This window comes from Acinetobacter tandoii DSM 14970 = CIP 107469, assembly GCF_000400735.1.
GTDB lineage: Bacteria > Pseudomonadota > Gammaproteobacteria > Pseudomonadales > Moraxellaceae > Acinetobacter > Acinetobacter tandoii.
The window spans coordinates 33,563-53,797 of sequence record NZ_KE007377.1 but is presented as its reverse complement, the minus strand read 5'-3'; the positions used below and the strand labels follow the sequence as shown (position 1 = coordinate 53,797).

Here is a 20,235-nt window from a genome sequence, read left to right as displayed (position 1 = left end):
GATTGGCTTCACGAATCCATTTGTCTAAAGTTGAATAACCCACACCTAATTTCTGGGCGATTGCAGCTATAGGTTCGTGGGAGTTTGAAAGTGCATAATCAATCGCTTGCTGTTTAAATTCAGGACTAAAACGTTTAGCCATTTCTTGAATCTCCAAAGATTAAAGTTACGTTATCTTTAGAGGGACGTGCTGTCCATTATTTTGGCTAGGATCAATGTTCATTTACGAATTTATCATTTCTGTATTTTTAATCATAGAGCAATTTTACTCAGCGATTGTCATTCAACCTTTAAGAAGTAGAGGATTTCCACCCGCTTTAAGTGATATTGAAATTCTGGTGGTGTTTCAAAAAGTATGCTGGCGTTAAACAAATCCGTTATTAAGGTAAAAGAAAGTCAAATCAAAGGCTTTAAAATGATTTTCGAGCTTTTTAGAAAAGTTGCAACTTCTCCTAAATCCACGCCTGATTCGATGATGAATTCTACAATTGTTACCTTCAATACCGACGGTAAAAAACTTACCGATCACTTGCTTGCAACATTGAAATGCTGTGATAAAACTATCCCAATGATCACTCGCAATTCGAGCATATTGAACCCCAAGCTTTTTAAGTCTAGCTTTAAGACGTTGAACCGTTGCTAAATCCCGCTTACCTCAAACATAAGCAACAATTTCTCCAGATTCTCGATGGTAGGCATAAATAAGCCATTGTTTATTTTTCTTATTCCCTACAAAAGTCCAAAGTTCATCGACTTCAAGACATTCGTAGTGGCTTTGTTTAGGCTGAATCTGATAGATCGATTCACTTAAGGTTCGTAATACCTTGCCAATGCTGATACGCTCGACTTCAGCAATATCTCTTACACCGCTTCCTCTGACCATTAAATGTAATATCTTGCCGGTAATACCTGAGTTACACCCTTGATAGCTTAATGCATGATCACCAATAAACTGACGTTTGCAATCTTTGCATTGATGGTTTTGTTTCCCATCTACTTTGATGCCATTTCTCTTTATATTGTTACTTAGACAGGTAGGACATTTGATTTGTAGCGTTATTTTCATACCTCTATTTTATCAAAAGCCATATTGTTTTTTTCAGCATACTTTTTGAAACACCACCAAAAAATCATGCGTAAAAATAAAGAATCATAAAACTCTAAACGATAAGTGAAAAATGGGAGCAATTGCTCCCATTTTTTCATTCCATATGTTCTTTATAGTACTGATTTTTCCGCTTGGAATTGTGCTTCCAACTCTTGGCCCATTTATAGACATAGCTTGGAAAATCATCCCAGACATACGGAAGACCCTTACCACGCGCAACACGGATATTTAGCGGATAATCTTTATACTCCATACAATGCATGAAATAAAAACTTCGCTCCTGTTGTGTACTAAACTTTTTGAAATACGCACTTCTCATACTAGGATATTGTTTCGAAAAATAATCATGAGGGCGTGTTTTGACAGATTGTAGATACTGGTATTTCAGTTTTTTCATTGTTTCTCCTAGGTGACATTACCTAGAAGGGATCCTCTGCGAAATAGTACATTGTCTTTAGTCCTATCAGATTAAAAATGATTTTCTACAGCATAACGTAAAATTGTATTCAGACCTATCTAATTGCCTTGTCCTCATGCTGTTAAACATGCAAGTAATCAACACCAAGTTGAATAAACACTTGTGTTACTCGACTGGAAGATCAAATTACCCATGACCAACTGCATTGCTCTAGTCGGTAACTTTAGGACTATCAGCCAAATCTAATCACTAATTTACGATTTAAATTAGCTATATAGCTAATTTTATAATTTTTATTTAATATATTAGCCATATAGCTAATATATTATGGTCAAATTGCTATGGCGAGTAGAGTAGAAATTGGTAAAAAAGTTCGTATAGAACGAAAAAACCTTGGCTATACACAGCAAAAACTATCCGAATTGATTCGAATCAATAAAACTACAATATCAGAGATCGAAAATGGCCGATTTACAGGTTCTTTTGACATCTTTGAACGTGTACTTGATGCGGTTGGTTTGCAGTTTAATGTATCTCCAAAGCAACATTCACTGCCTCATTGGGATGAGATTGAAAATATGTTTTCTGAGGACGACGAGTGAAATATCAAACCAATCTTCCTGCCAAAATCAGCAATATCACGGTGTGTGCCAATCAAGCTGAATTAGGCGTATTGACCTATGGTTCAGTTCACTATTATCAGCCATTACAAGAAAAACAGCATGTGTCACTCACCATGACTCAACGAGGCATGGATGGTTATTCTTCCAGTGCATTACATCCAATCTTTGCCCAGAACTTACCAGAAGGCTTTAATCGACGGTTGATTACTGAAAGGCTTGCCAGATATGCCAAAGTCAATAACATGTATTTCTTGGCACTACAAGGTGATCAAGGCGTTGGAATGCTTTCTTATCAAAGTGAGTTAAATTTGCCCGAGATAGAATCTTTGAACTTAAGTGACATTCTATCCTACCGTAGTAAAGAGCCCCTTTTCCCACAACTTTTAGATAAATACTATCTCAGGACTTCATTGGCTGGGATGCAACCAAAAGTGAGCATTCCAAATGCGAATACTGTTCAAACAGATAGAGCAGTTCAACAGAGGGATTTAATTGTAAAGTCCTTTGATTCTGAATTTCCATTGCTTACAGTCAATGAGTTTGTCTGTATGCAGGCTGCACAGCATTGTGGACTTGAACCTCCACAAACCTATTTAGCTGAAAATTTAGAAACCTATGTGGTAGAACGGTTTGATCGGTCCTGCAATGGTACAAAACTCGGCTATGAAGACTTTACCACACTGATGAAAAAGTCAAATGATCCAAGTGCAAAATATGCCAGTAGCTATGAAACTCTGCTGAAAGCAACTTATCTATATACAGGTAGCGTAGCTGAAGTTGAAAAAATGTATAAATACATTGTATTCAACTGTTTAATCGGCAATGGCGATGCACATCTTAAAAACTTTGCTCTGCAATATTCTCCAGATATGAAGAATATTTTTGTTTCACCACCTTTCGATATGACGCATACCCTGATCTATGAATCAATTGATAATAAAATGGCACTCAAACTGGCTGGTAGTAAAGCATTTCCAGACCTGTCACATCTCATCAAACTGGCTGAAAGTGACCAATTTAGAATTAGAAACCCCAAAGCAATTATAGAATTCTTGAGCGAAAATATCTTGGACTATCTTAGTACCTCAAATGAGATTCAGCTATTCGATGGTTTACGGACATCTATAGAACGTTCAATTTCAAATGTTATGGTGACAAGCCTCGATACCCAAAATTATCGACTTGATTAAAATAAGAAATTTGAATGGTTAAATGAAAAATCATGTAAAAAGACTAAAAATCTTGCAATAAGTACAATCGCAACGTAAGATGAGAATTGCAGTGAAGTCTTTTTAAATTCCGTGTACGGCAATTTGCATTACATGGAACAAACCCACAATAGTTACCGCTATTGTGGGTCATTAGCCCCTCTTCTTAACTAAGTTATAAGAAAAATACCTCTATCATTCGATTGATTCCTTTATATAAATAATAAAGTAAATATATGTTTTCGATGAAGTTTTATAAAATTCAGTATTATACCTGTAGGGAAAACTTATCAAACGAAGTATTAGTTAATCTTTTTCTTCAACTTCTTCCTTAAACTCAAACAAATCATTCATCGTACAGTTAAAGTACTTACACAACTTATCGGCGACTGGTAATTCAATACGTACAGCGCGGTCATAATACATACTTGTGAGCGTATTGCGATTGATACCTGTTGCATGCACCACTTCACTTAATTTTAAAATTTTTCTATCGCCCATGAGGCTAGATAACTTACAAGTAATCATATTTAAATTAATTTACAAAAAATAACTTGCTGTGGGTTATTTAAAGTTGTTGCCTGAGTAATACTTTGCTAAAATTAACCTACAGCAGGTTATTACAACTTATAGAAAGTATATTTTATCTATTTCAACTAAATTATAACTTTTTAAGTATAAGGATTGAACCTGCATTAGATTATTTTGTGGAGATGACCGCCGTGTTAACAAATGAGTTATTGATCAGCCAGCAAGCTCGTGACTTAGGAAATCAATTAATTAAAGAAATGAACATCAATAGAAGTTATGGAATGGCTAATTTTCTTGGAGTAAATACTTGCTATGATAATCATCAGGCTGTACTTATTTGGACATTTCAACTGCTTGAAAGGGAACCTGCCTTAAATGAATTAGCAGAAATTAAAAAATATTTTCTTTTAATCTTTCCAGATAGTGTTTATCAATTAGCCTAAGTTGTTTTTAAAAATTATTTATTTAAATAAAAAGCACTAAATCAAAGAAACTTTCTTTAAAAATACCTATTAGTTCATACGATTCACAGAATATATGAAGCATAAATTCTTGTTCCTGCTCTATCACTCACTCCTACTAGACATTAGTACAGACTAAAATTACATAGCTCTTTTTACTGATACTAAACGATTCATGTCCACACTACGTTCTGCAGCTTCGAGGGCTGGTTTTTGTTAAACCACTGAGAACAATGACAAATAAACTGACCACTATATTTTTCCAGAGAGTGGTGTAGGAACTTTTTCATTATTGATAATCATATCAGCGACAACATCAGCAACGAGCTCCTCTATTCCTGAGAATGCTTTAGACTGATCCGCATCAAGCCAAGACAATGATGGAAACTCTGCACACAACCCAACATACCCATTATCTTCTGCTGACCATGTAACACGGTAAGTATATTGTTTACTATCCATTTGACACCTCATAATGTTTTAAGTTTATGTATAAAAGTACGATTTTCACTTAGTAGTACTTAAATAATCACCCCACCACTGCATCATTTCAGTCCGTTGAGCTAAATAGTCAGCGTGATTATAGCTGGCACGGGTACGGTTCTTATCAATATGTGAAAGTTGTGCCTCAATCCAATTATCTTGGAACAAACCTGAGTCATTCAAAATGGTACTAAAAGTAGAACGTAATCCATGAGAAGATAATTGATGTTTGCCATACCCCATCTTACGTATGGCCATATTTAGAGTATTAAAATGAATCGGTTGATTGTGTTTGCGTGGGCTAGCAAAAAGGTATTTTTCACCGTATGACCACTGCATGACGTCTTTTAAAATCTCTAAAGCCTGATTTGAAAGTGGAACTAAAAAATCTGGAATCTCATGGCCTAATATGACTTTTCGTCGAAACTGTTTAATATGCAAGGCAGGTATTTTCCATATTTTATCATTTAAATCAAAATGATGAGGCTCAGCCAATAACAATTCAGCCCCTCGCACGCCAGTATGTAATTTGAACATCAGTGCTTTTTTAATAATCGGATGGGCATCCAATTTTTGTAATTTATTCTTAAAATCAGATATATCCTCAGCTTTCAAATATGGATAATTCTTCTTGATTTTACTATTAATAGCGATTTTATTTAAACCATGCGCGATGTTGAATTCACAATAACCCATCGCTACAGCGTAGTCATAAATTTGGTTCAAATAACTACAAGCTTTCTTGACAGGTTCTTTTACTTGGCGTCCCTCTATTTTTTTGATTACTGAAACCAGGTCATAACGCTTGATGTTTTGAAAAGGTAAATCCTGAAGGTCTGGATAAATATCTTGCTGTAAACATCTTTCTGCTAACTGTAGTACACCGCAGCGGGGTAAATCATTAAATGCATTCTTCAGTTTGAACTGCAGCCACTCTTCCCCGACCTTACGAAAGGTGATGACATTAGAGACAGTATCATGTTCAAAACAATAATTATTGTCTTTAAAGTCATCTCTGACTTGTCGTGCTTTTTTCAGTGATAAATCAGGATAAAGCCCTAACTGAATGCGGCGACGTTTTTTTGTTTGTGGATCTGTATAACGATAGCACCAAGATTTTCTTCCACTCGGCTCAATCTTCACGCTAAGTCCATCTTCATCGGATAAAAAACAAGTTTTTTCCTTGCAATGAGCTTGGCGAACTTTAATTTCAGTAAGACTCATGAAATTTAAATGAAACCTATCAGAGGATTGATTGTACCAATTATATCAAAATAGAACATTTTTTATATGATGCGTACACTACGCATCATATATATTTGTAATATATTGTTTTATATATTTAATATTTTAAGTATTTGTATTTTAGTAACCATTATAAGTACCACCTCTTCTTTAAGTTCCCAACAACTCACTTTTCTGTCATCAATGTTAAATAAGTCTTGTGCTTTAAATTCTTAGATGACCTCCTCTACCCTTTATTATCATTTTTATAAAAGTAACTATATGTACTCATTAAAATTTGTAGAGCTCAAAAACAAAAAAGACCGCTATATAGCAGTCTTTTAACTTAATTAAATAATAATTAATTCATTTTCATCATAAGTGCATAAGCATCACGTTTGTTTTGACGCAATGATTCTATCTCGGACTTCGTCAGCTGTTTTACGAGAGTTGAGGATATACTTTGCTTCCCACTCTGTGAGCCTTTCGAAATCGTACCCGTAAATCGATTTCCACCATGCTTCAAGATTACCATATACATCCCTCAATTGCTGAAGAGTTTCTTTACTTAGAGCTAATTGTGATGAGTATTGTTTACCCGTCAGTGCATATGCTCCAATAACTTTATTCGTCCCAGTTGTTTCAATATGACCTTTTAATGCTGCAAAAGTACCACCTTGGGTCTGGGTATCATCAACAATAATAACACATTTATCATTGTTTATTGTCCCATCAAATGCTGGTGGGTTGGCTAATCTATGCCACCCATCACCGCCAGTTCTTGATACTTTTATAGCTTGAACTATATTCGTATCAACTTCAAGCCCAAGTTTCTTTGCTATAACTGCTGAAGTAGCTAAAGGAATCATATTACGACCGACTGCTTCCTCAGCATGTACAGGTACTATAATAGTTTCCCGACCATCGATAATTCTTTCTAGTTCAGCAATCGCCTCATCCGAAACTAAATCTTTAGCTAAAATATACGCACTTTCAACATCCCCTGCTTTAGCAGCTTCATACATGTAATGAGAGGTTGCATCTCCAAGACCACGGTCAATAACCGTTTTAGGAAACATATTCCAATCTGTGCGATATAACTTCATATTTTTAAATAAGTTTTAATGATGGCTAGCATTAAATTTTACACTAAATTTACCGCTAGCATCTCTTGGATATTATTTTTCGTATCAGGCAGCACTCTCAAAAGCCGTTTGTTTGGACAGTCCCCATGATCATACACGAGGCAGCTTCAAATACTTATGGGCCCATCCTATCCAGTTGTATCTTCTTGCATCACATGAATATTGTATACTCATTTTGACTACTTGAAAATTATGGAACAACGTCAATAAAAACAATAACTCTAGAGTCTTTAGTCGACATTCCTAAAAAGGTAAATTCAACATTTCTTTCCATATCATTTCTTTGTGTCTCTGGATGAACAAAAGAAACATAGCTTATTTCAAAGAATCGGGCTAGGGTTTTTATGCCAATGATTTTGTTCTCTTCATTAGCAATTAAAACATCTAATTCCAGATCAAACTCTTCTAATTATTTAATTAAATCTTTAACTTTCATTTTACTATCAACCTCTATGAATTATTTAAAAAATTAGCACAATGAAACTTGTGAAAAAAATGGATTTGAACAAAATTTTTTAGCAAAAAAAGCATAGCAACCAGAAAAATCTTTCCAGCAATCAACAAAAATATCCCCGTGTGCTTCCAGTTTACAACATTTTGACTACCACACTGCCCACAGTAGTAATAATAGCCTTTGATACGGCCACCGCATTCAGGACAATTTTTATGATTAATGAATAAGTTACTCAACGTCTCTTCTCCAAAATTCTTATTATCAAGTTGTAAGTGAAGATAGCACACATTTATAAAAATGTCTTTTTTAAAACATCAAAAGATGTTATAAAAAAGACATTCGCTACTTTAGGATAACTTTTAAGATGAATTTAAATCTCCTTGATGAAGAATCAATCCAACCTTCTGAACCCACGCCATGTGATTTTTTCAAAGGTGAAAATGCTATCAAAAAAGCTAAACAGTTAGGATTACCTGATCTCGAGTTAGTCAGAAACGCAATTATGATCGGTGATGCTGACTATAGAACAAATACTCACTATAACCGTGCACGCTTTATTGCACGATGGGGAAAAATTGGAGAACAGATTGCTTTACTGCTTCGACAATCTGATCCTGCTTGGATATTCCACAATGACAGCCAGCCAAGAATTGAGAATACAGTAAAGAAAATACAAATTATCTTTATGAGCGGGAATATTGCATTGGGGTTAGCTGATCAAGTTGTATCAGCACACTGTGAAAAAGGATTAATGACATTAAATAATATTAAGGAGAATCAGTCTGCTTATGATGATGAGACAAAATTGAGAACATGGATTTTATACTTTCCTTCAGCATCACATCCAGCCTATAAAGACATTGATATCCCAAATATTCCTTTTGAATTTGCATACCCAACTAGCTTCGTACAGGACTTAAAAGCGAAAAAAATTTCAATTTTACCAAGTGACCATACTTGCAGAATTGCATTTGAAATAGATAATACAGTTCCTGTAAAAACTGATCCTAAGCCAGTATTGGAACCATCTAATGAAATTAAACCAGATGATTTTGATATTCAGCTTGTAGTTTAATCTGAGGTTAATGTGTTTAATAAAGATCGTTTACGTATTGCTAAAGAATTACGAGGACTTAGCAATACCGATTTCGCAGAAAAATTGAGTTGCTCTATCTCTAAGGTAAAGCAACTTTTAGACGTGGATAAAGAAATCAATGAAAATGATCAAGATGATATATGCCGTGTATTAAATTTACCCAAGTCATTCTTTGCAGGTAATGACACACAACCACATGAAACAGACCAAATCTTCTATAGATCGGTTGCTCGTATTAAAGCACAGCATAGAAAAGCTAATGAGGCATATACTCTTTTAGCAATAAATATTAACAAGTACTTAAATCAGAAAGTAAAGTTACCTACTTTTCACCGTCCTGATTTAGATATTACTGAGTTTTTGGGTGAATCTAAGTATGCCGATCACCTAGCGTCAGAGTTGAGAGGTTTATGGGCTTTAGGTAATCAACCGATTAATAACATTGTTTCGTTGTGTGAGCTAAAGGGAATCCGTGTCTTTAGATTACCGACTGAAATTCGAGAAATTGATGCACTATCTTTTTTTGATGATGAAAGTGGTAGCCCTTTCATATTTCTAAATACATTTAAGTCTGCCGAAAGAGCCCGCTTCGATTGTGCACACGAACTTGGTCATATCGTTATGCATACGCATAACAAAAAAATTCGTGTCGAGAAAGATAATCGTGTTCTCGAAACTGAAGCGGATCAATTTTCATCTGAATTTTTAATGCCAACAGATGCATTTCTTTCTACTGCTCCACGCTATTTTTCACTAGAAAATATGATTGAGTATAAAAAGATTTGGCGAACATCCCTGAAGGCTATTAACTATAAAGCTCACAAGCTGGGATTAGTTAGTGATTGGGTTAATCGTAGTAACTCTATAAAGATCAATTCGTTGGGCTACAACATTAATGAACCTGAAGAAACTCATCGAGATGAGAGTTTGATGTTGCCCAAAATTATCTCTGTTTTAGCCTCACAACCATCTTTTGATAAAAATAAAATGCTTGATGAAATTGGAATCTCTGAAGAAGATTTTAATCAATTAACATTTGATGCTTTAGCTAAAGTTGAGCCCCCGAAGAAAAAACATAAGTTATATATTGTCGAGTAATACAAACCTTCCTTAAAAATAATGCGCCTTACGGCGCACTATTTATGCAAAATCCTGATTAATTTTTTTATGACTTCACGCCCAACGTAGTTTTGCATCCCATAAGTCATACTTTAACTGAAAATGTAACTTGCCCCATCATGACTTTTTTCATATAGCCTACTTGAACTGACACCATAAATCCCATGTGTTCCATAAAGCATCGTATACAATTTCAGATAAATTCTTTAGTTATGTGATCAGGCTATGTGCTCAAATTACCTATTTCCAAATAAAAGAAATTTGACACTCTTAGGTGTCGATACAAGCCAGTTTGATCTTGAGCTTAAGGATCATGTATTCCCTTCCTATCATGCTCCAATCATTCTGAACGGCTCAGATCACTTAGAGCTTGATATTGCAAAGTTTGGATTACTACCGAGCTGGGCGAAAGAATTGAAGTTCAGCAGTCATACTTATAACGCCAGAACTGAGTCTGTAGCAGATAAGCCTAGCTTTCGACATGCTTGGAAGTACAGCAAGTTCTGCCTAGTCCCAGTACAAGAATTTTATGAGCCGAAATACATCAATGGCAAGCCACACTGGTACACCATCAAGCGTAAAGATGATCAGCCTTTTACTGTTGCAGGGATCTATGATGATGCAGTGATTAATGGCAATAAGGTACGTTCCTTTTCAATGTTGACCATCAATTCGGACCATCACCCTTTTATGAAACAATTCCATGCACCGAAGGATGAGAAGCGATCCATCATCGTTATTCCAGAACAGTACAGAAAAGACTGGCTAACAGCCGATCATGAACATGCGCATGAATATTTCTTTCAAATGCCCGATGAATTCGTCACATTTCCACGCGATGAGCAGAAACAAAACGTCTTATTCTGACGCATCCTTGTTTATCCACAACTTTTTAAATTTGAATTTTAAACGCTGTTAGTAATATCCTATTTAAACAAATTCTACTTCCAAACACGCCTCGTAGCGTAGGAGTATCTCATGTCTAAGAAGTTGCCTATTTACTTCTCTGACGACGCATGGTCATCTTTACAAGAGCTCATGGGTCCAGAGGGTAAACCAAGTCCTACCATCAACACCGTGCTTGAACAAATCGCTGTTCAAAATGAGCTTGTTGAAAAATTAGGGCTTACTGCTGTCCTACCCAAATCCAAAGTATCTATTCCCGTCTCTTTAGAGCGTATTCCTGCAGGTCCGGCCTTCAGCACCAAGGATGAGCAAGACAAAGCACTCGATCTGAATGAGTTCCTGATTCACAACCCTATTTCTACTTTTATTGCCTATGTAGACAGTGAATCCATGCTCGATGCTGGCCTAGAGATTAATGATCCAATCATTATTGATCGCAGTATTGAAGCCAAGCATTACGATATCGTGGTTGCCCTGATTGATGACAATGCCTCAACCATTAAGCGGCTGATGATCACCAATAAGATGTCCAAGTCTGAAATCAAAGAAATATTTGGAGATGAAGATTATCCGCTTCCAGAACTTTGGTTGAAGGCTGAAAATTCGAATTACAATCACATCATTCCTGATGATAGTCAAACCATATCAATCTGGGGTGTGGTGACTTTTAATTTAAAGCGTATTTATCACCGCTCATAAAAAGAAGAATAACCATGCAAAGTGAAAATGAAATATTCGCGTTAGTCGACGTGAATAATTGCTACGTCTCGTGTGAGCGTGTGTTTAATCCTGCCTTGAATGATCGCCCAACCATTGTGCTCAGCAACAATGACGGCTGTGCCGTGGCCAGAAGCCAGGAAGCGAAAGACTTAGGCATCAAGATGGGTGTTCCTGTATTCCAAATTAAAGAGCTGATCAAACAACATAACATTCAGGTGCTATCCAGTAATTTCTCCTTATATGGCGAAATGTCCAAGCGCTTTATGGAGCTGCTTGGGGACTATGTTGCACCAGGAGATCAAGAGGTCTATTCCATTGATGAATGCTTTCTGAAGCTCACAGCTTACGAGCATCTATTTGACCTGACTGTATATGCTCAAGACATGAGGGCTAAGGCTTGGCGTTGGTTAGGCCTACCCTGCTGTATTGGAATTGGTCGCTCTAAAACCGAAGCCAAGATTGCCAATCATCTCGCCAAGAAAAACAAGTTCTTCAATGGGGTCTGTAATCTGGCCCATATGGACCCATGCTCTACAGAAACGCTACTCGCGCAGGTTGATGTGTCTGAGGTTTGGGGCGTAGGCAGACAGAACTGTAAGAAGCTCAATACTATGGGTGTTCAATCTGTGCTGGATCTGATCAATGCCAATCCTAAAGAAATCAAAAAGCAGTTTAGTATCGTGATGGAAAAGACGGTGCTTGAGCTACAGGGCCTTTCTTGTATTGACCTTAGTGATGATACTGTAGCGAAGAAGCAAATCATCAGCAGCCGTTCATATGGCAACCCAGTGTATGAAATGGATGACATTAAAGCTTCGGTTCGGCTTTATGTGGCCAGAGCCGTGAAACGAATGCGGGAAGATGGCTCAATCTGCAAGATGATCGGCGTGTATATCCAAACCAGTCGCTTTGATAAGACAGAGCGCTACTCGCCTTACATCGTCGTTCAAATGCATGAGCATACGGATGATCTACTGCTCATCACCAAGGCCGCGATGAAAGGCATCGATCAGATATTTAAGAAAGGCTTTAAGTATAAAAAGGCGGGAATCGTGCTGCTCGAAATTACAGATCAATCCAAGTTTGTGCCCGATCTATTCACGGACTATTCACATAAGCAAGAGCGAGAAAGGCTTTCAGATGCCATCGAAGCCATCAGTGAACGGTTTGGGAAGAATCTCGTCACGCTAGGCATTGCCAACAATAAAGAAGCCACATGGCACATGAATCAAAACCTTAGATCACCTTCGTATTTAACCAAATGGTCTGACTTACCAAGAGTAGGATAAAAACATGCACTTATTTAAATTAACTGACGAACAACTCGCACAAATTCTTATCCCGAAACGATTTGTACCACCTACTCCACCTGAACATGAAGGCAAGAATATGGTCTATGTATTTGATAGTGAGGATAAGTTTGAACTGACTTATGATGAGCTGGTGGAAATCATTAGCAAAGCTAGAATGGCTGGTCCGAAGTTGATACCTGTCTTAGGCACCGTGAATTAAATTGTGCAGTGTTCGCACGCCACTTGAAACATAACTTGATTGGAAATGAATTTGGGCTGAGAAAAATTCAGTTCAAATTTAACCTGACGGGCACACTAAAAAATGGGTAATTGTCAGATCGAGTTTGGACTACAACACTTTAGCTCATCGATTTACCAAAGTGCTAATCTTTACACTATTGTCTAAAATCCAGTGACCAAATTGTGATGCTAAAGCTTTTAAATTCCCTTTATTATGAATCAAAGTTAGTATGATGCTTTTCATAAAGACAGTTTACTTATAACCAGAGAGATTTTTAAACAATTCCCCCTTTTCAGTTTGCTTAGGCTATTTCAACCAGAGTTCATCTTCTAGCATGATTTTTAACATTTTGTGGATTTTCTTTCTATCTGCTCTCTCAAAGCTTTCGAGTCATATCCCTTATCAACGCTAAGAAGATCGGTATTTTTCATAAATTAAGCCAAAAAAACCCTCTATGTAGACGGGTGGTTGCTCTCTTAAGATCTTAATCGTGTAGTGCTAATTCTGCACTTTTTGCCAAAAAGGCAGATCGACTTAAATGCTGTCTTTTTGCAACAGCATCAATATGTTTGACCAAAGACTCTGACATACTGACATTGATACGAACTGATTTTGCTTGTATCAATATCAATCAACAACCAGAACCCATCTTGAAATCGCTCATCACCCAACCATTGTTCAGGGCTTGATGGTTTTGGTAATTTCAAATCCTCACCATCAAAATGAAGCTCTACAGCCTCTTGCGCCATGCGTTGAATATCTTGCATTTCATCTGCTGCACTAAAACACCCTTCAAAGTCAGGAAAAGTTAAGCCATATGCAGTATCTTCATCTTTATGAACATATACTGGATATAACATATTTACCTCCACTCCCAACCAGCCTGTTTATAAATATTGCGTAAAGTGCCAATCGGCAGTATTTCAATGATAATTTTATATAGTGTTTTTTTATTTATTACCGTTTTTGTGATTCTTAACGAAGGAATAAAGCGATTATAGGCACATAGACTTTGTAAATTGAAATATCAAGACTAACAAGAAATTCAAATTGATTACTAATAGAGCGCCTCGCAGCGCCCTATCTTTTAGAAAAACGTATCTGCCGATACATTAAACCGCTCAGACAATGCCTTAATATGACGAATATTCAGTTGGCGTTTACCACTTAAAATCTCAGAAATCACAGATTGGGTTGCAACCTCTGCTAAGTCAGACTGACCTAAACCATGTTGCTCCATCAAAAAAGCCAAAGCAGCGCGACCATCCCCTTTAGGCATAGGAAGATGCTCATTTTCATAATCAGAAACCAGATCACCAAGCTGATGAATAAGCCCCATTAAAGGATGAGACTCATCATCACCAACGGTATCTAAAAGTTCATCTAAAGCTTCAACAAGTGTATGAAAGTCTTCTTCATTTTCTGGCTTGCTGAGCAATGGTGCAACGTAGTGCCAGTGGTCTACGGCCTGTTTAATCATCGCGTTCATACTAACCTTCCTTCCAATGACCTTTGTCATATTCTTTATGGGACAAGACATGACGGATATACACACGTTTCGCCTGATACATCACGACTGCAATAAGTCGGATCTTGTTCCCGCCAATATCGAACACATGGAACTTTCCAACTTTATCGACCGCTGGAAAGAGCTGTTTCATCTCAGCAAAATCTTTCGGATCGTTTGCCTTTATGGTTCGATACCAACCATCTAATGCCGTTTCAGCCTGTGGCCACTTGTGCATTGCTTCTATAATTCGAGCGTGGGTGATCACATGCATAACATTTTATCGCATTTTGCTATAAATCAAGTATAAACCAATTATCGCATTTTGCAATATTTAAGAGCTAGAATGAATAAAGCGCCAAACGGCGCTTTATTCATTATCAAAATACGCTTAATCTGATAACCTTAAAAATACCTGTTCATTCATCTGGCTTTTTCCCGTCACAAGCAGTTCATGGAATTTACGACTCGCATGGACTATGCAACCCACGTCAATGACTTGATTTAAAGCATGCTTTTCATCTCAAAGGTTTCAGACAATTTAAGCAACCTGTTGATTTATTTTGATCTCTTCTAATGCTTTTACCAATTTAGTTAAGTTCTGCTCCGGATCCAGCCACCAGTCAACTGTCCACACAGATAATACCTGCCAGCCTAACCCATTTAATACTGTTGGTTTGAGCTGATCACGGTCTCTTGCTGTAGCTGCTTTTGCATAATTTTCACCATCGACTAGAATACCTACAATATAGCTATCTGCATGCAAGTCATCTTTAATAGCTAGATCTACACAGCTATCTCCCTGACCTATTCCGAGGTCCACGCTCCAACCTTTTTCTTGAAGCTTATTCTGTAAGTACTGTACAAATTCTTTTTTAGTCTGCTGTTTGTTTTGATCAACATAATTTAAATGCAGCTGACCACTACGAGCAAAAACTAAGAAATCTTTTAGATCCCTTACACCCTCACTATTGGTGCGTGCCAAATTAATTTCTTCTGGACTTAAGGCCGAGAAAACATGTAATCCTTGACGAGCGCGAGTAATTGCTACATTTAGACGGCGCTGACCACCTTGACGGTTAAGCGCACCAAAATTCATAGATAAGCGGCCATCACGGTCTTTTGCGTAAGTAATTGAGAAAACGATAATATCGCGTTCATCCCCTTGCACATTCTCTAAATTTTTAACAAATAAATGCTCTATGCCTGATTTACTCAATGTCTCTAACTCGGGATGATTTGCCAATTCATTATCCAGCAAATCTTCAATCAACTTCTGCTGAGTCATATTGAAAGTGACCACTCCTAGAGTCAAAGGATTCTCTTGCCCTAACTGTGACTGTAAATGCTGAATAATGAATTCAACAATTGCCTTAGCTTCATTCGGATTGGTACGTGTATCCCCTTTGTCATAGACTCCATCAACCACATGCAAATTTACAGCTGTGTCCTTAGCAACAGGTGCGGGGAAAGTAAATAAACCACCTTTGTAGTACTTCTGATTACTAAACTGAATCAGGCTTTCGTAACGACTGCGGTAATGCCAGTTCAATGCTAATTCTGGTAACTGAGCAGCAAGGCATTCATCTAAAATACTCTCCAGATCTTCAGTAACCTCCTCATCAATTTCTTCTTCAGAATCGCCTTTACCGAAGAAACTGGTTGGTGGCATTTGTTTATTGTCACCCACCACAATTGACTGTTTACCCCTCGCTAATGCACCAATTGCATCCCATACAGGAATCTGTGATGCTTCATCGAAAATTACTACATCAAATTTTGCTTCTGTGTCCAGATATTGGGCAACTGATAATGGACTCATTAATAAACATGGTTTCAAACCAACTAAAACATCAGGAATTTGACGCATCAACTCTCGTACAGGAATATGACGACGTTTCTTACCCAACTCTTTATTAAGAACAGTCCATTGCGCTTTGTACTGGTTTTGTTCTGTAAAAATATTATTCCAACGGTGAATAATTTCCTGACTTGCAGCAAGTTGGTGTTCTTTATCCTGCTGGGCAAAGGACATTATTTTCTGTTCATGTTGTTGGCTGTTAAATTGATTTAACTCTGGATGCTGGCTAAACTCATGTGTAATCCAGTGTCTCGCTAAATTAATATTCAGGCGTTTTAGGGCAGCATCCAAATCCAGTGGGGCATGCAGAAGTTCAAACGCCAATGGTTTTAAACCACTTTTAATAAGCTGGCTTTTAATCGCCTGCCAACTTAACCAATGCCTCCAAGCTAGCCCATATTGCTGCAATTGCTGTTGTCTTTCGATAATTTCATTAAAATCAATATCTGAATATGCGGTAATCTCAGTATCACCCTTCAGTACATGATCATTCAGCAATTGACTGAATGTATTCTCCACCTGAGCTATATTTTTCGTCAGTTCATCTAAATCATGATTTTTACTGAACTCTAACGCTTTTAATAAAGTTGCTTGATCGGTAATTGACGATGCAACTATCTGCTTAATTTCTTGCCACTGATTGTGAATAGTTTCAAAACTTTGCCACGCGCTATCTTCACCCTGCCAATAAGAACCAAGCTTATTCGCTAACTGTTTTTCACATTCAGTAAACTGTTGTTGTTGGCTTTGGATATGTTGCAAGATAGGTAAGTCATGTGCAACTGCCAACGCTGTTGGGCGTTGAGTCGAGTCTTGGTAAGTTTTGACTAAGTTTCTCAACTGAAATTTAGCGAACCATGAAAATGGGAACATTTTTGATTCTGCTTCACGCCATTTAAAGCCAATTTGACTTAAATCTGCTTGATAAATTTGAGATTGGTATTGCCCTACTAATGAAGAACGCTGTTGTTTAAGATCCTGCGTTAAGTATTTTGTCTGGGTAATGGTTTTTAAATCGATATCTTTAATAGTATTTAATAGTTTTAAATCTGTTTGCTGAACCAGTTTAGATATTGCCTTAAAAATCGAAACATCCTGCTTAACCAGACTCAGATTTTGCTTCTCACTGAATCCAAAAGCCTGTTGCCAAGCAGAAATAGACTTTTGTAATTGCTGTATCTGACCTACCAGTTGGTCCTGCAATAGCTGATATTGCTCCTGCCATGCCAGACTCCAGATAGGTTCAGACAAACCCTCCGCAAAACCATCCAATACGTCTTTAGCATTTTCATTCACTAGCTGACGCAAGCTTACCGCTTGTGTCACAGTCTTATTCAGCAACTCACGCTTTTCTAATGTCAATGTCGCGATATTAATCTCAGGAAACCGTAAATGTGGTGTATCCCGATAACAAAGTTCATCACTCATTGCTGCATACAGACTCCAACCAATCGCATGTACGGTATGGAGGTTATTTACGTGCTGATTTAGTTCATCACGTGACTGTATTAATCTGTCCGACAGCTTCTGCCATTCTGTTGTCTTTGGCTGAGCACTTAGAAAGTATGGATCATTGTTTTTTTGTGCTCTTTCCCGTAGTTGATCCAAAACCTCCATTTTCTGAGCTTTGGAAGAATGTAACTGCAAGCACAACTCACTCAAACCAATCTGTGTCAAACGACGATAGACAACCTCTAAAGCAGCCATTTTTTCCGAAACGAATAACACGGATTTTCCATCTGCTAGACATTGTGAAATCATATTGGTAATGGTCTGTGACTTACCTGTACCAGGAGGGCCCGAAAGTACAAAAGTACGTCCTAATGCGGCGGACATCACTGCTGCTAGCTGTGAAGAGTCAGACGATAATGGTGTAAATAATTGTTGCGGTTGATATTGTTGGTCTAGTTGAGCTGGTTGCGGAAAATCATCTTGCTTAATGAATGGTTCTCGTGGTGTTTCAATAAGATGATTTACAACAGATTGATTTTTAAGTTGATCCATTCGTGTAGACAAATCAAGCCACATTAAATATTTAGAAAATGAGAACTGACCAATGGCAGCCTCAGCTTTAACCTCCCATCCTGCTATATTCACAATAGCCTTACGCACAATATGTAAGACTTGATTAACATCTATCCCAGAATCATCTGTAGGCAAAGGATTTAAACCCGAAATATCTAGTTCAAAATCCTGTCTTAATAATTGTAATAAGGTCGAATTAAAGCGAGGCTCATCATCATACATAAACAGGCGATAGCCTGTTTTAGCGGTCTCGCGAGTGATCTGCACAGGAATAAGCAGTAGAGGCGCTTTAAAGGTGCGTTTTGATCGCTCTGATTCTTTCCATTCCAAGAAACCAATTGCAAGAAATAGCGTATTCGCTCCGCCCTCTTCCAAAGCAGTACGTGAAGCACGGTAAACTTCAATTAGACGCTTTTCCAGTAAGGGTGTATCGAGTGGACTAAACAATAGTTTTCTGGACAGGCTCTCATCAACATATTGATTGATATGCTGGCTTTCGTTGTCACGCTGGACGTCTTTTAGCGAGATGCTATCAACCCCCTTAAATAAGAAACCCTCTTGGTTCGCCAATGCATCTTCAAGTTTACCCAGAGTCAGCTCAGAACAATGTAAGGGAATGCTGTAACGATTGTCCTTAAAGTTTAAGAGCTTGTTACGAAGACTTAGATCGAGTAAACGACGCAACCAGCGGTCAACCCTAGTGGTTTTACTTTCAACTGGACGTTCAAGATCGTAAACAGGAATGGATGCAGGTGCCCATTCAATTTCTGTTTCATCCAAATGATTTTTCTTATCCTGGTATGAGGAAATTGGTTTAATGCCTCGCAACCGAGACTGGCGAACATCAATCGCAAGATAGAACTTATGCTGGAGGGATTCATCCTTAATGTACTGTTTTGCTGTTTCAAGTGCGGATGCAAACTTTGCTTGTTGTGTGAGCAGCGTTGTTTCTAGAAAAACAACTTCACCCAAATCATAACGCTTTCTTAAGGCTTGAATATCATCAATAATCAAGTCAACATTTGGCGTCTCATTTAACCAAATACCAAGATACGAATGTCCTTCTTCAATAATAAGTAAAGTATCTAAGCCTATTTGTTCAGCCAAGGCACTTAAAAGTATTGTCGTGTCTAAACAACATGCTAGCTTCTCGTCAAATATCTGCTTTGCCAAACGTATTCTTTGGCCCGATTTAATAAAGCTTGCTGGGTTAACAATATAATGAATATCTTGTTGTAATAAAGATTCCCATAACGCATTCAGCTGAGATAAAACAGAATCTCGATCTCGGTCTTGATAACCATTTAATGAACCTAGTTCTTTTGTTTTTAAAATTTCACTTGCTTTAACAAGAATTGGACTAAGGGCTGAAGCATTAGGTTGCGAAAAACTTGCCAATAACTCAATTGGCTGACGTTCCCCACCCCAAGTATCAATGGTCAATACATCGATTCCTATCTGTTGTTCTGCTAGTAGCTCTTCATTTTTACTTAACCAAACTACTTCGATACGCCCTTGAATATTCTCAGGTATCTCTTGCAATAATTTAATATCAAAAGCTAATTTTGGTTTATCAAGAGCCAAAACTTGATTACCTTCTAAGCTCGCAATATTGATGGTGTGTTCTTTGAAATACTCAGGATTTGAACGAATAACAATTCGAGAACCAGAAGTTGTTTCAGTGGAAGAGATTAGAACTTGCCGAATAAGGGGCACTGAATTTTGTTGTAAGACAAAACTCAAAGCTGAAGCACAATCAACTTGTAATGAATATTTTGGATCATGTTGTTGGTTATTTTCATCTTCTAGCATT

General features: G+C 37.4%; 19 protein-coding genes and 3 pseudogenes. 10 read left to right on the top strand and 12 right to left on the bottom strand.

The genetic code is table 11. From position 1 onward, the window contains the following. Positions 1 to 142: transposase (locus tag I593_RS19430; RefSeq protein WP_016165541.1), on the bottom strand; the 142-nt coding region annotated here is incomplete at its 3' end. Between the two features lie 73 nt (positions 143 to 215). On the opposite strand from I593_RS19430, the pseudogene I593_RS20960 reads away from it, so the two are divergent. Further along, positions 216 to 344, top strand: a pseudogene (locus I593_RS20960) (IS982 family transposase); the annotation flags it as partial. Positions 345 to 364: 20 nt separating this feature from the next. Here the strand turns inward: I593_RS20960 and I593_RS20280 are convergent. After that, a pseudogene (locus I593_RS20280) lies at positions 365 to 1,066 on the bottom strand (IS1 family transposase). Positions 1,067 to 1,202: 136 nt separating this feature from the next. Continuing rightward, positions 1,203 to 1,505 carry a hypothetical protein gene (locus I593_RS19415; protein WP_016165538.1) on the bottom strand — a complete coding sequence of 101 codons (303 nt, stop codon included), beginning with the start codon at positions 1,503 to 1,505 and terminating at the stop codon, positions 1,203 to 1,205. A gap of 362 nt (positions 1,506 to 1,867) precedes the next feature. Here I593_RS19415 and I593_RS19410 point away from each other — a divergent pair, with 362 nt between their 5' ends. Both I593_RS19410 and I593_RS19405 read left to right on the top strand, forming a co-directional pair. Next, entirely contained in the window at positions 1,868 to 2,128 is a 261-nt protein-coding gene (locus I593_RS19410; protein ID WP_016165537.1) for a helix-turn-helix domain-containing protein, read from the top strand. Continuing rightward, positions 2,125 to 3,339, top strand: a complete 1,215-nt coding sequence (locus tag I593_RS19405; protein ID WP_016165536.1) for a type II toxin-antitoxin system HipA family toxin — start codon at positions 2,125 to 2,127, stop codon at positions 3,337 to 3,339. Before I593_RS19410 ends, I593_RS19405 begins: the two co-directional genes overlap by 4 nt. 324 nt (positions 3,340 to 3,663) lie before the next feature. Here the strand turns inward: I593_RS19405 and I593_RS19400 are convergent, their stop codons facing one another. Next, a complete protein-coding gene (locus I593_RS19400; RefSeq protein WP_004658364.1) occupies positions 3,664 to 3,885 on the bottom strand; it encodes a helix-turn-helix domain-containing protein in 222 nt (73 codons plus the stop codon). A 194-nt stretch (positions 3,886 to 4,079) separates the two neighbouring features. Here I593_RS19400 and I593_RS19395 point away from each other — a divergent pair, with 194 nt between their 5' ends. Next, complete coding sequence (locus tag I593_RS19395; RefSeq protein WP_004758991.1) at positions 4,080 to 4,331, top strand: hypothetical protein; 252 nt, start codon at positions 4,080 to 4,082, stop codon at positions 4,329 to 4,331. A 270-nt stretch (positions 4,332 to 4,601) separates the two neighbouring features. Here the strand turns inward: I593_RS19395 and I593_RS19390 are convergent, their stop codons facing one another. The 3 genes from I593_RS19390 to I593_RS19380 form a co-directional block, all read right to left on the bottom strand. Beyond that, the gene (locus tag I593_RS19390) at positions 4,602 to 4,823 is read right to left on the bottom strand and encodes an antitoxin HicB (RefSeq protein WP_081401334.1); all 222 of its coding nucleotides are present in this window, start codon (positions 4,821 to 4,823) and stop codon (positions 4,602 to 4,604) included. Between the two features lie 33 nt (positions 4,824 to 4,856). After that, positions 4,857 to 6,056 (bottom strand): tyrosine-type recombinase/integrase, encoded by a 1,200-nt coding sequence (locus tag I593_RS19385; RefSeq protein ID WP_016165534.1) that lies wholly within the window; start codon positions 6,054 to 6,056, stop codon positions 4,857 to 4,859. A gap of 392 nt (positions 6,057 to 6,448) precedes the next feature. Beyond that, entirely contained in the window at positions 6,449 to 7,162 is a 714-nt protein-coding gene (locus I593_RS19380) for a phosphoribosyltransferase (protein WP_001986287.1), read from the bottom strand. Positions 7,163 to 8,019: 857 nt separating this feature from the next. Between I593_RS19380 and I593_RS19375 the strand changes: the two genes are divergently transcribed. The 6 genes from I593_RS19375 to I593_RS19350 all read left to right on the top strand — a co-directional run bounded on the left by I593_RS19375 (position 8,020) and on the right by I593_RS19350 (position 13,008). Beyond that, complete coding sequence (locus tag I593_RS19375) at positions 8,020 to 8,730, top strand: hypothetical protein (protein ID WP_001052588.1); 711 nt, start codon at positions 8,020 to 8,022, stop codon at positions 8,728 to 8,730. Between the two features lie 12 nt (positions 8,731 to 8,742). Then, positions 8,743 to 9,849, top strand: a complete 1,107-nt coding sequence (locus I593_RS19370) for an ImmA/IrrE family metallo-endopeptidase (RefSeq protein WP_000482094.1) — start codon at positions 8,743 to 8,745, stop codon at positions 9,847 to 9,849. A 246-nt stretch (positions 9,850 to 10,095) separates the two neighbouring features. Beyond that, entirely contained in the window at positions 10,096 to 10,737 is a 642-nt protein-coding gene (locus tag I593_RS19365; RefSeq protein WP_002046584.1) for an SOS response-associated peptidase, read from the top strand. 111 nt (positions 10,738 to 10,848) lie between these two features. Next, the gene (locus I593_RS19360) at positions 10,849 to 11,475 is read left to right on the top strand and encodes a LexA family protein (protein ID WP_000038641.1); all 627 of its coding nucleotides are present in this window, start codon (positions 10,849 to 10,851) and stop codon (positions 11,473 to 11,475) included. A gap of 14 nt (positions 11,476 to 11,489) precedes the next feature. Then, the gene (locus I593_RS19355) at positions 11,490 to 12,785 is read left to right on the top strand and encodes a Y-family DNA polymerase (protein ID WP_001190352.1); all 1,296 of its coding nucleotides are present in this window, start codon (positions 11,490 to 11,492) and stop codon (positions 12,783 to 12,785) included. Between the two features lie 4 nt (positions 12,786 to 12,789). Then, positions 12,790 to 13,008 (top strand): hypothetical protein, encoded by a 219-nt coding sequence (locus I593_RS19350; protein ID WP_000550047.1) that lies wholly within the window; start codon positions 12,790 to 12,792, stop codon positions 13,006 to 13,008. A gap of 505 nt (positions 13,009 to 13,513) precedes the next feature. Here I593_RS19350 and I593_RS21015 read toward each other — a convergent pair. The 5 genes and pseudogenes from I593_RS21015 to I593_RS19330 all read right to left on the bottom strand — a co-directional run bounded on the left by I593_RS21015 (position 13,514) and on the right by I593_RS19330 (position 20,234). After that, positions 13,514 to 13,618, bottom strand: a complete 105-nt coding sequence (locus I593_RS21015; protein ID WP_079282112.1) for a type II toxin-antitoxin system HicB family antitoxin — start codon at positions 13,616 to 13,618, stop codon at positions 13,514 to 13,516. Next, a pseudogene (locus I593_RS19345) lies at positions 13,595 to 13,889 on the bottom strand (type II toxin-antitoxin system HicB family antitoxin); the annotation flags it as partial. The gene I593_RS21015 and the pseudogene I593_RS19345, both read right to left, overlap by 24 nt. Before the next feature lie 227 nt (positions 13,890 to 14,116). Further along, complete coding sequence (locus I593_RS19340) at positions 14,117 to 14,518, bottom strand: helix-turn-helix domain-containing protein (RefSeq protein WP_016165532.1); 402 nt, start codon at positions 14,516 to 14,518, stop codon at positions 14,117 to 14,119. A gap of 1 nt (position 14,519) precedes the next feature. Continuing rightward, on the bottom strand, positions 14,520 to 14,810 hold the full coding sequence (locus tag I593_RS19335; protein ID WP_016165531.1) for a type II toxin-antitoxin system HigB family toxin: 291 nt from the start codon (positions 14,808 to 14,810) through the stop codon (positions 14,520 to 14,522). Positions 14,811 to 15,077: 267 nt separating this feature from the next. Next, a complete protein-coding gene (locus I593_RS19330; RefSeq protein WP_016165530.1) occupies positions 15,078 to 20,234 on the bottom strand; it encodes a DUF4011 domain-containing protein in 5,157 nt (1,718 codons plus the stop codon). Position 20,235: the final 1 nt, after the last annotated feature.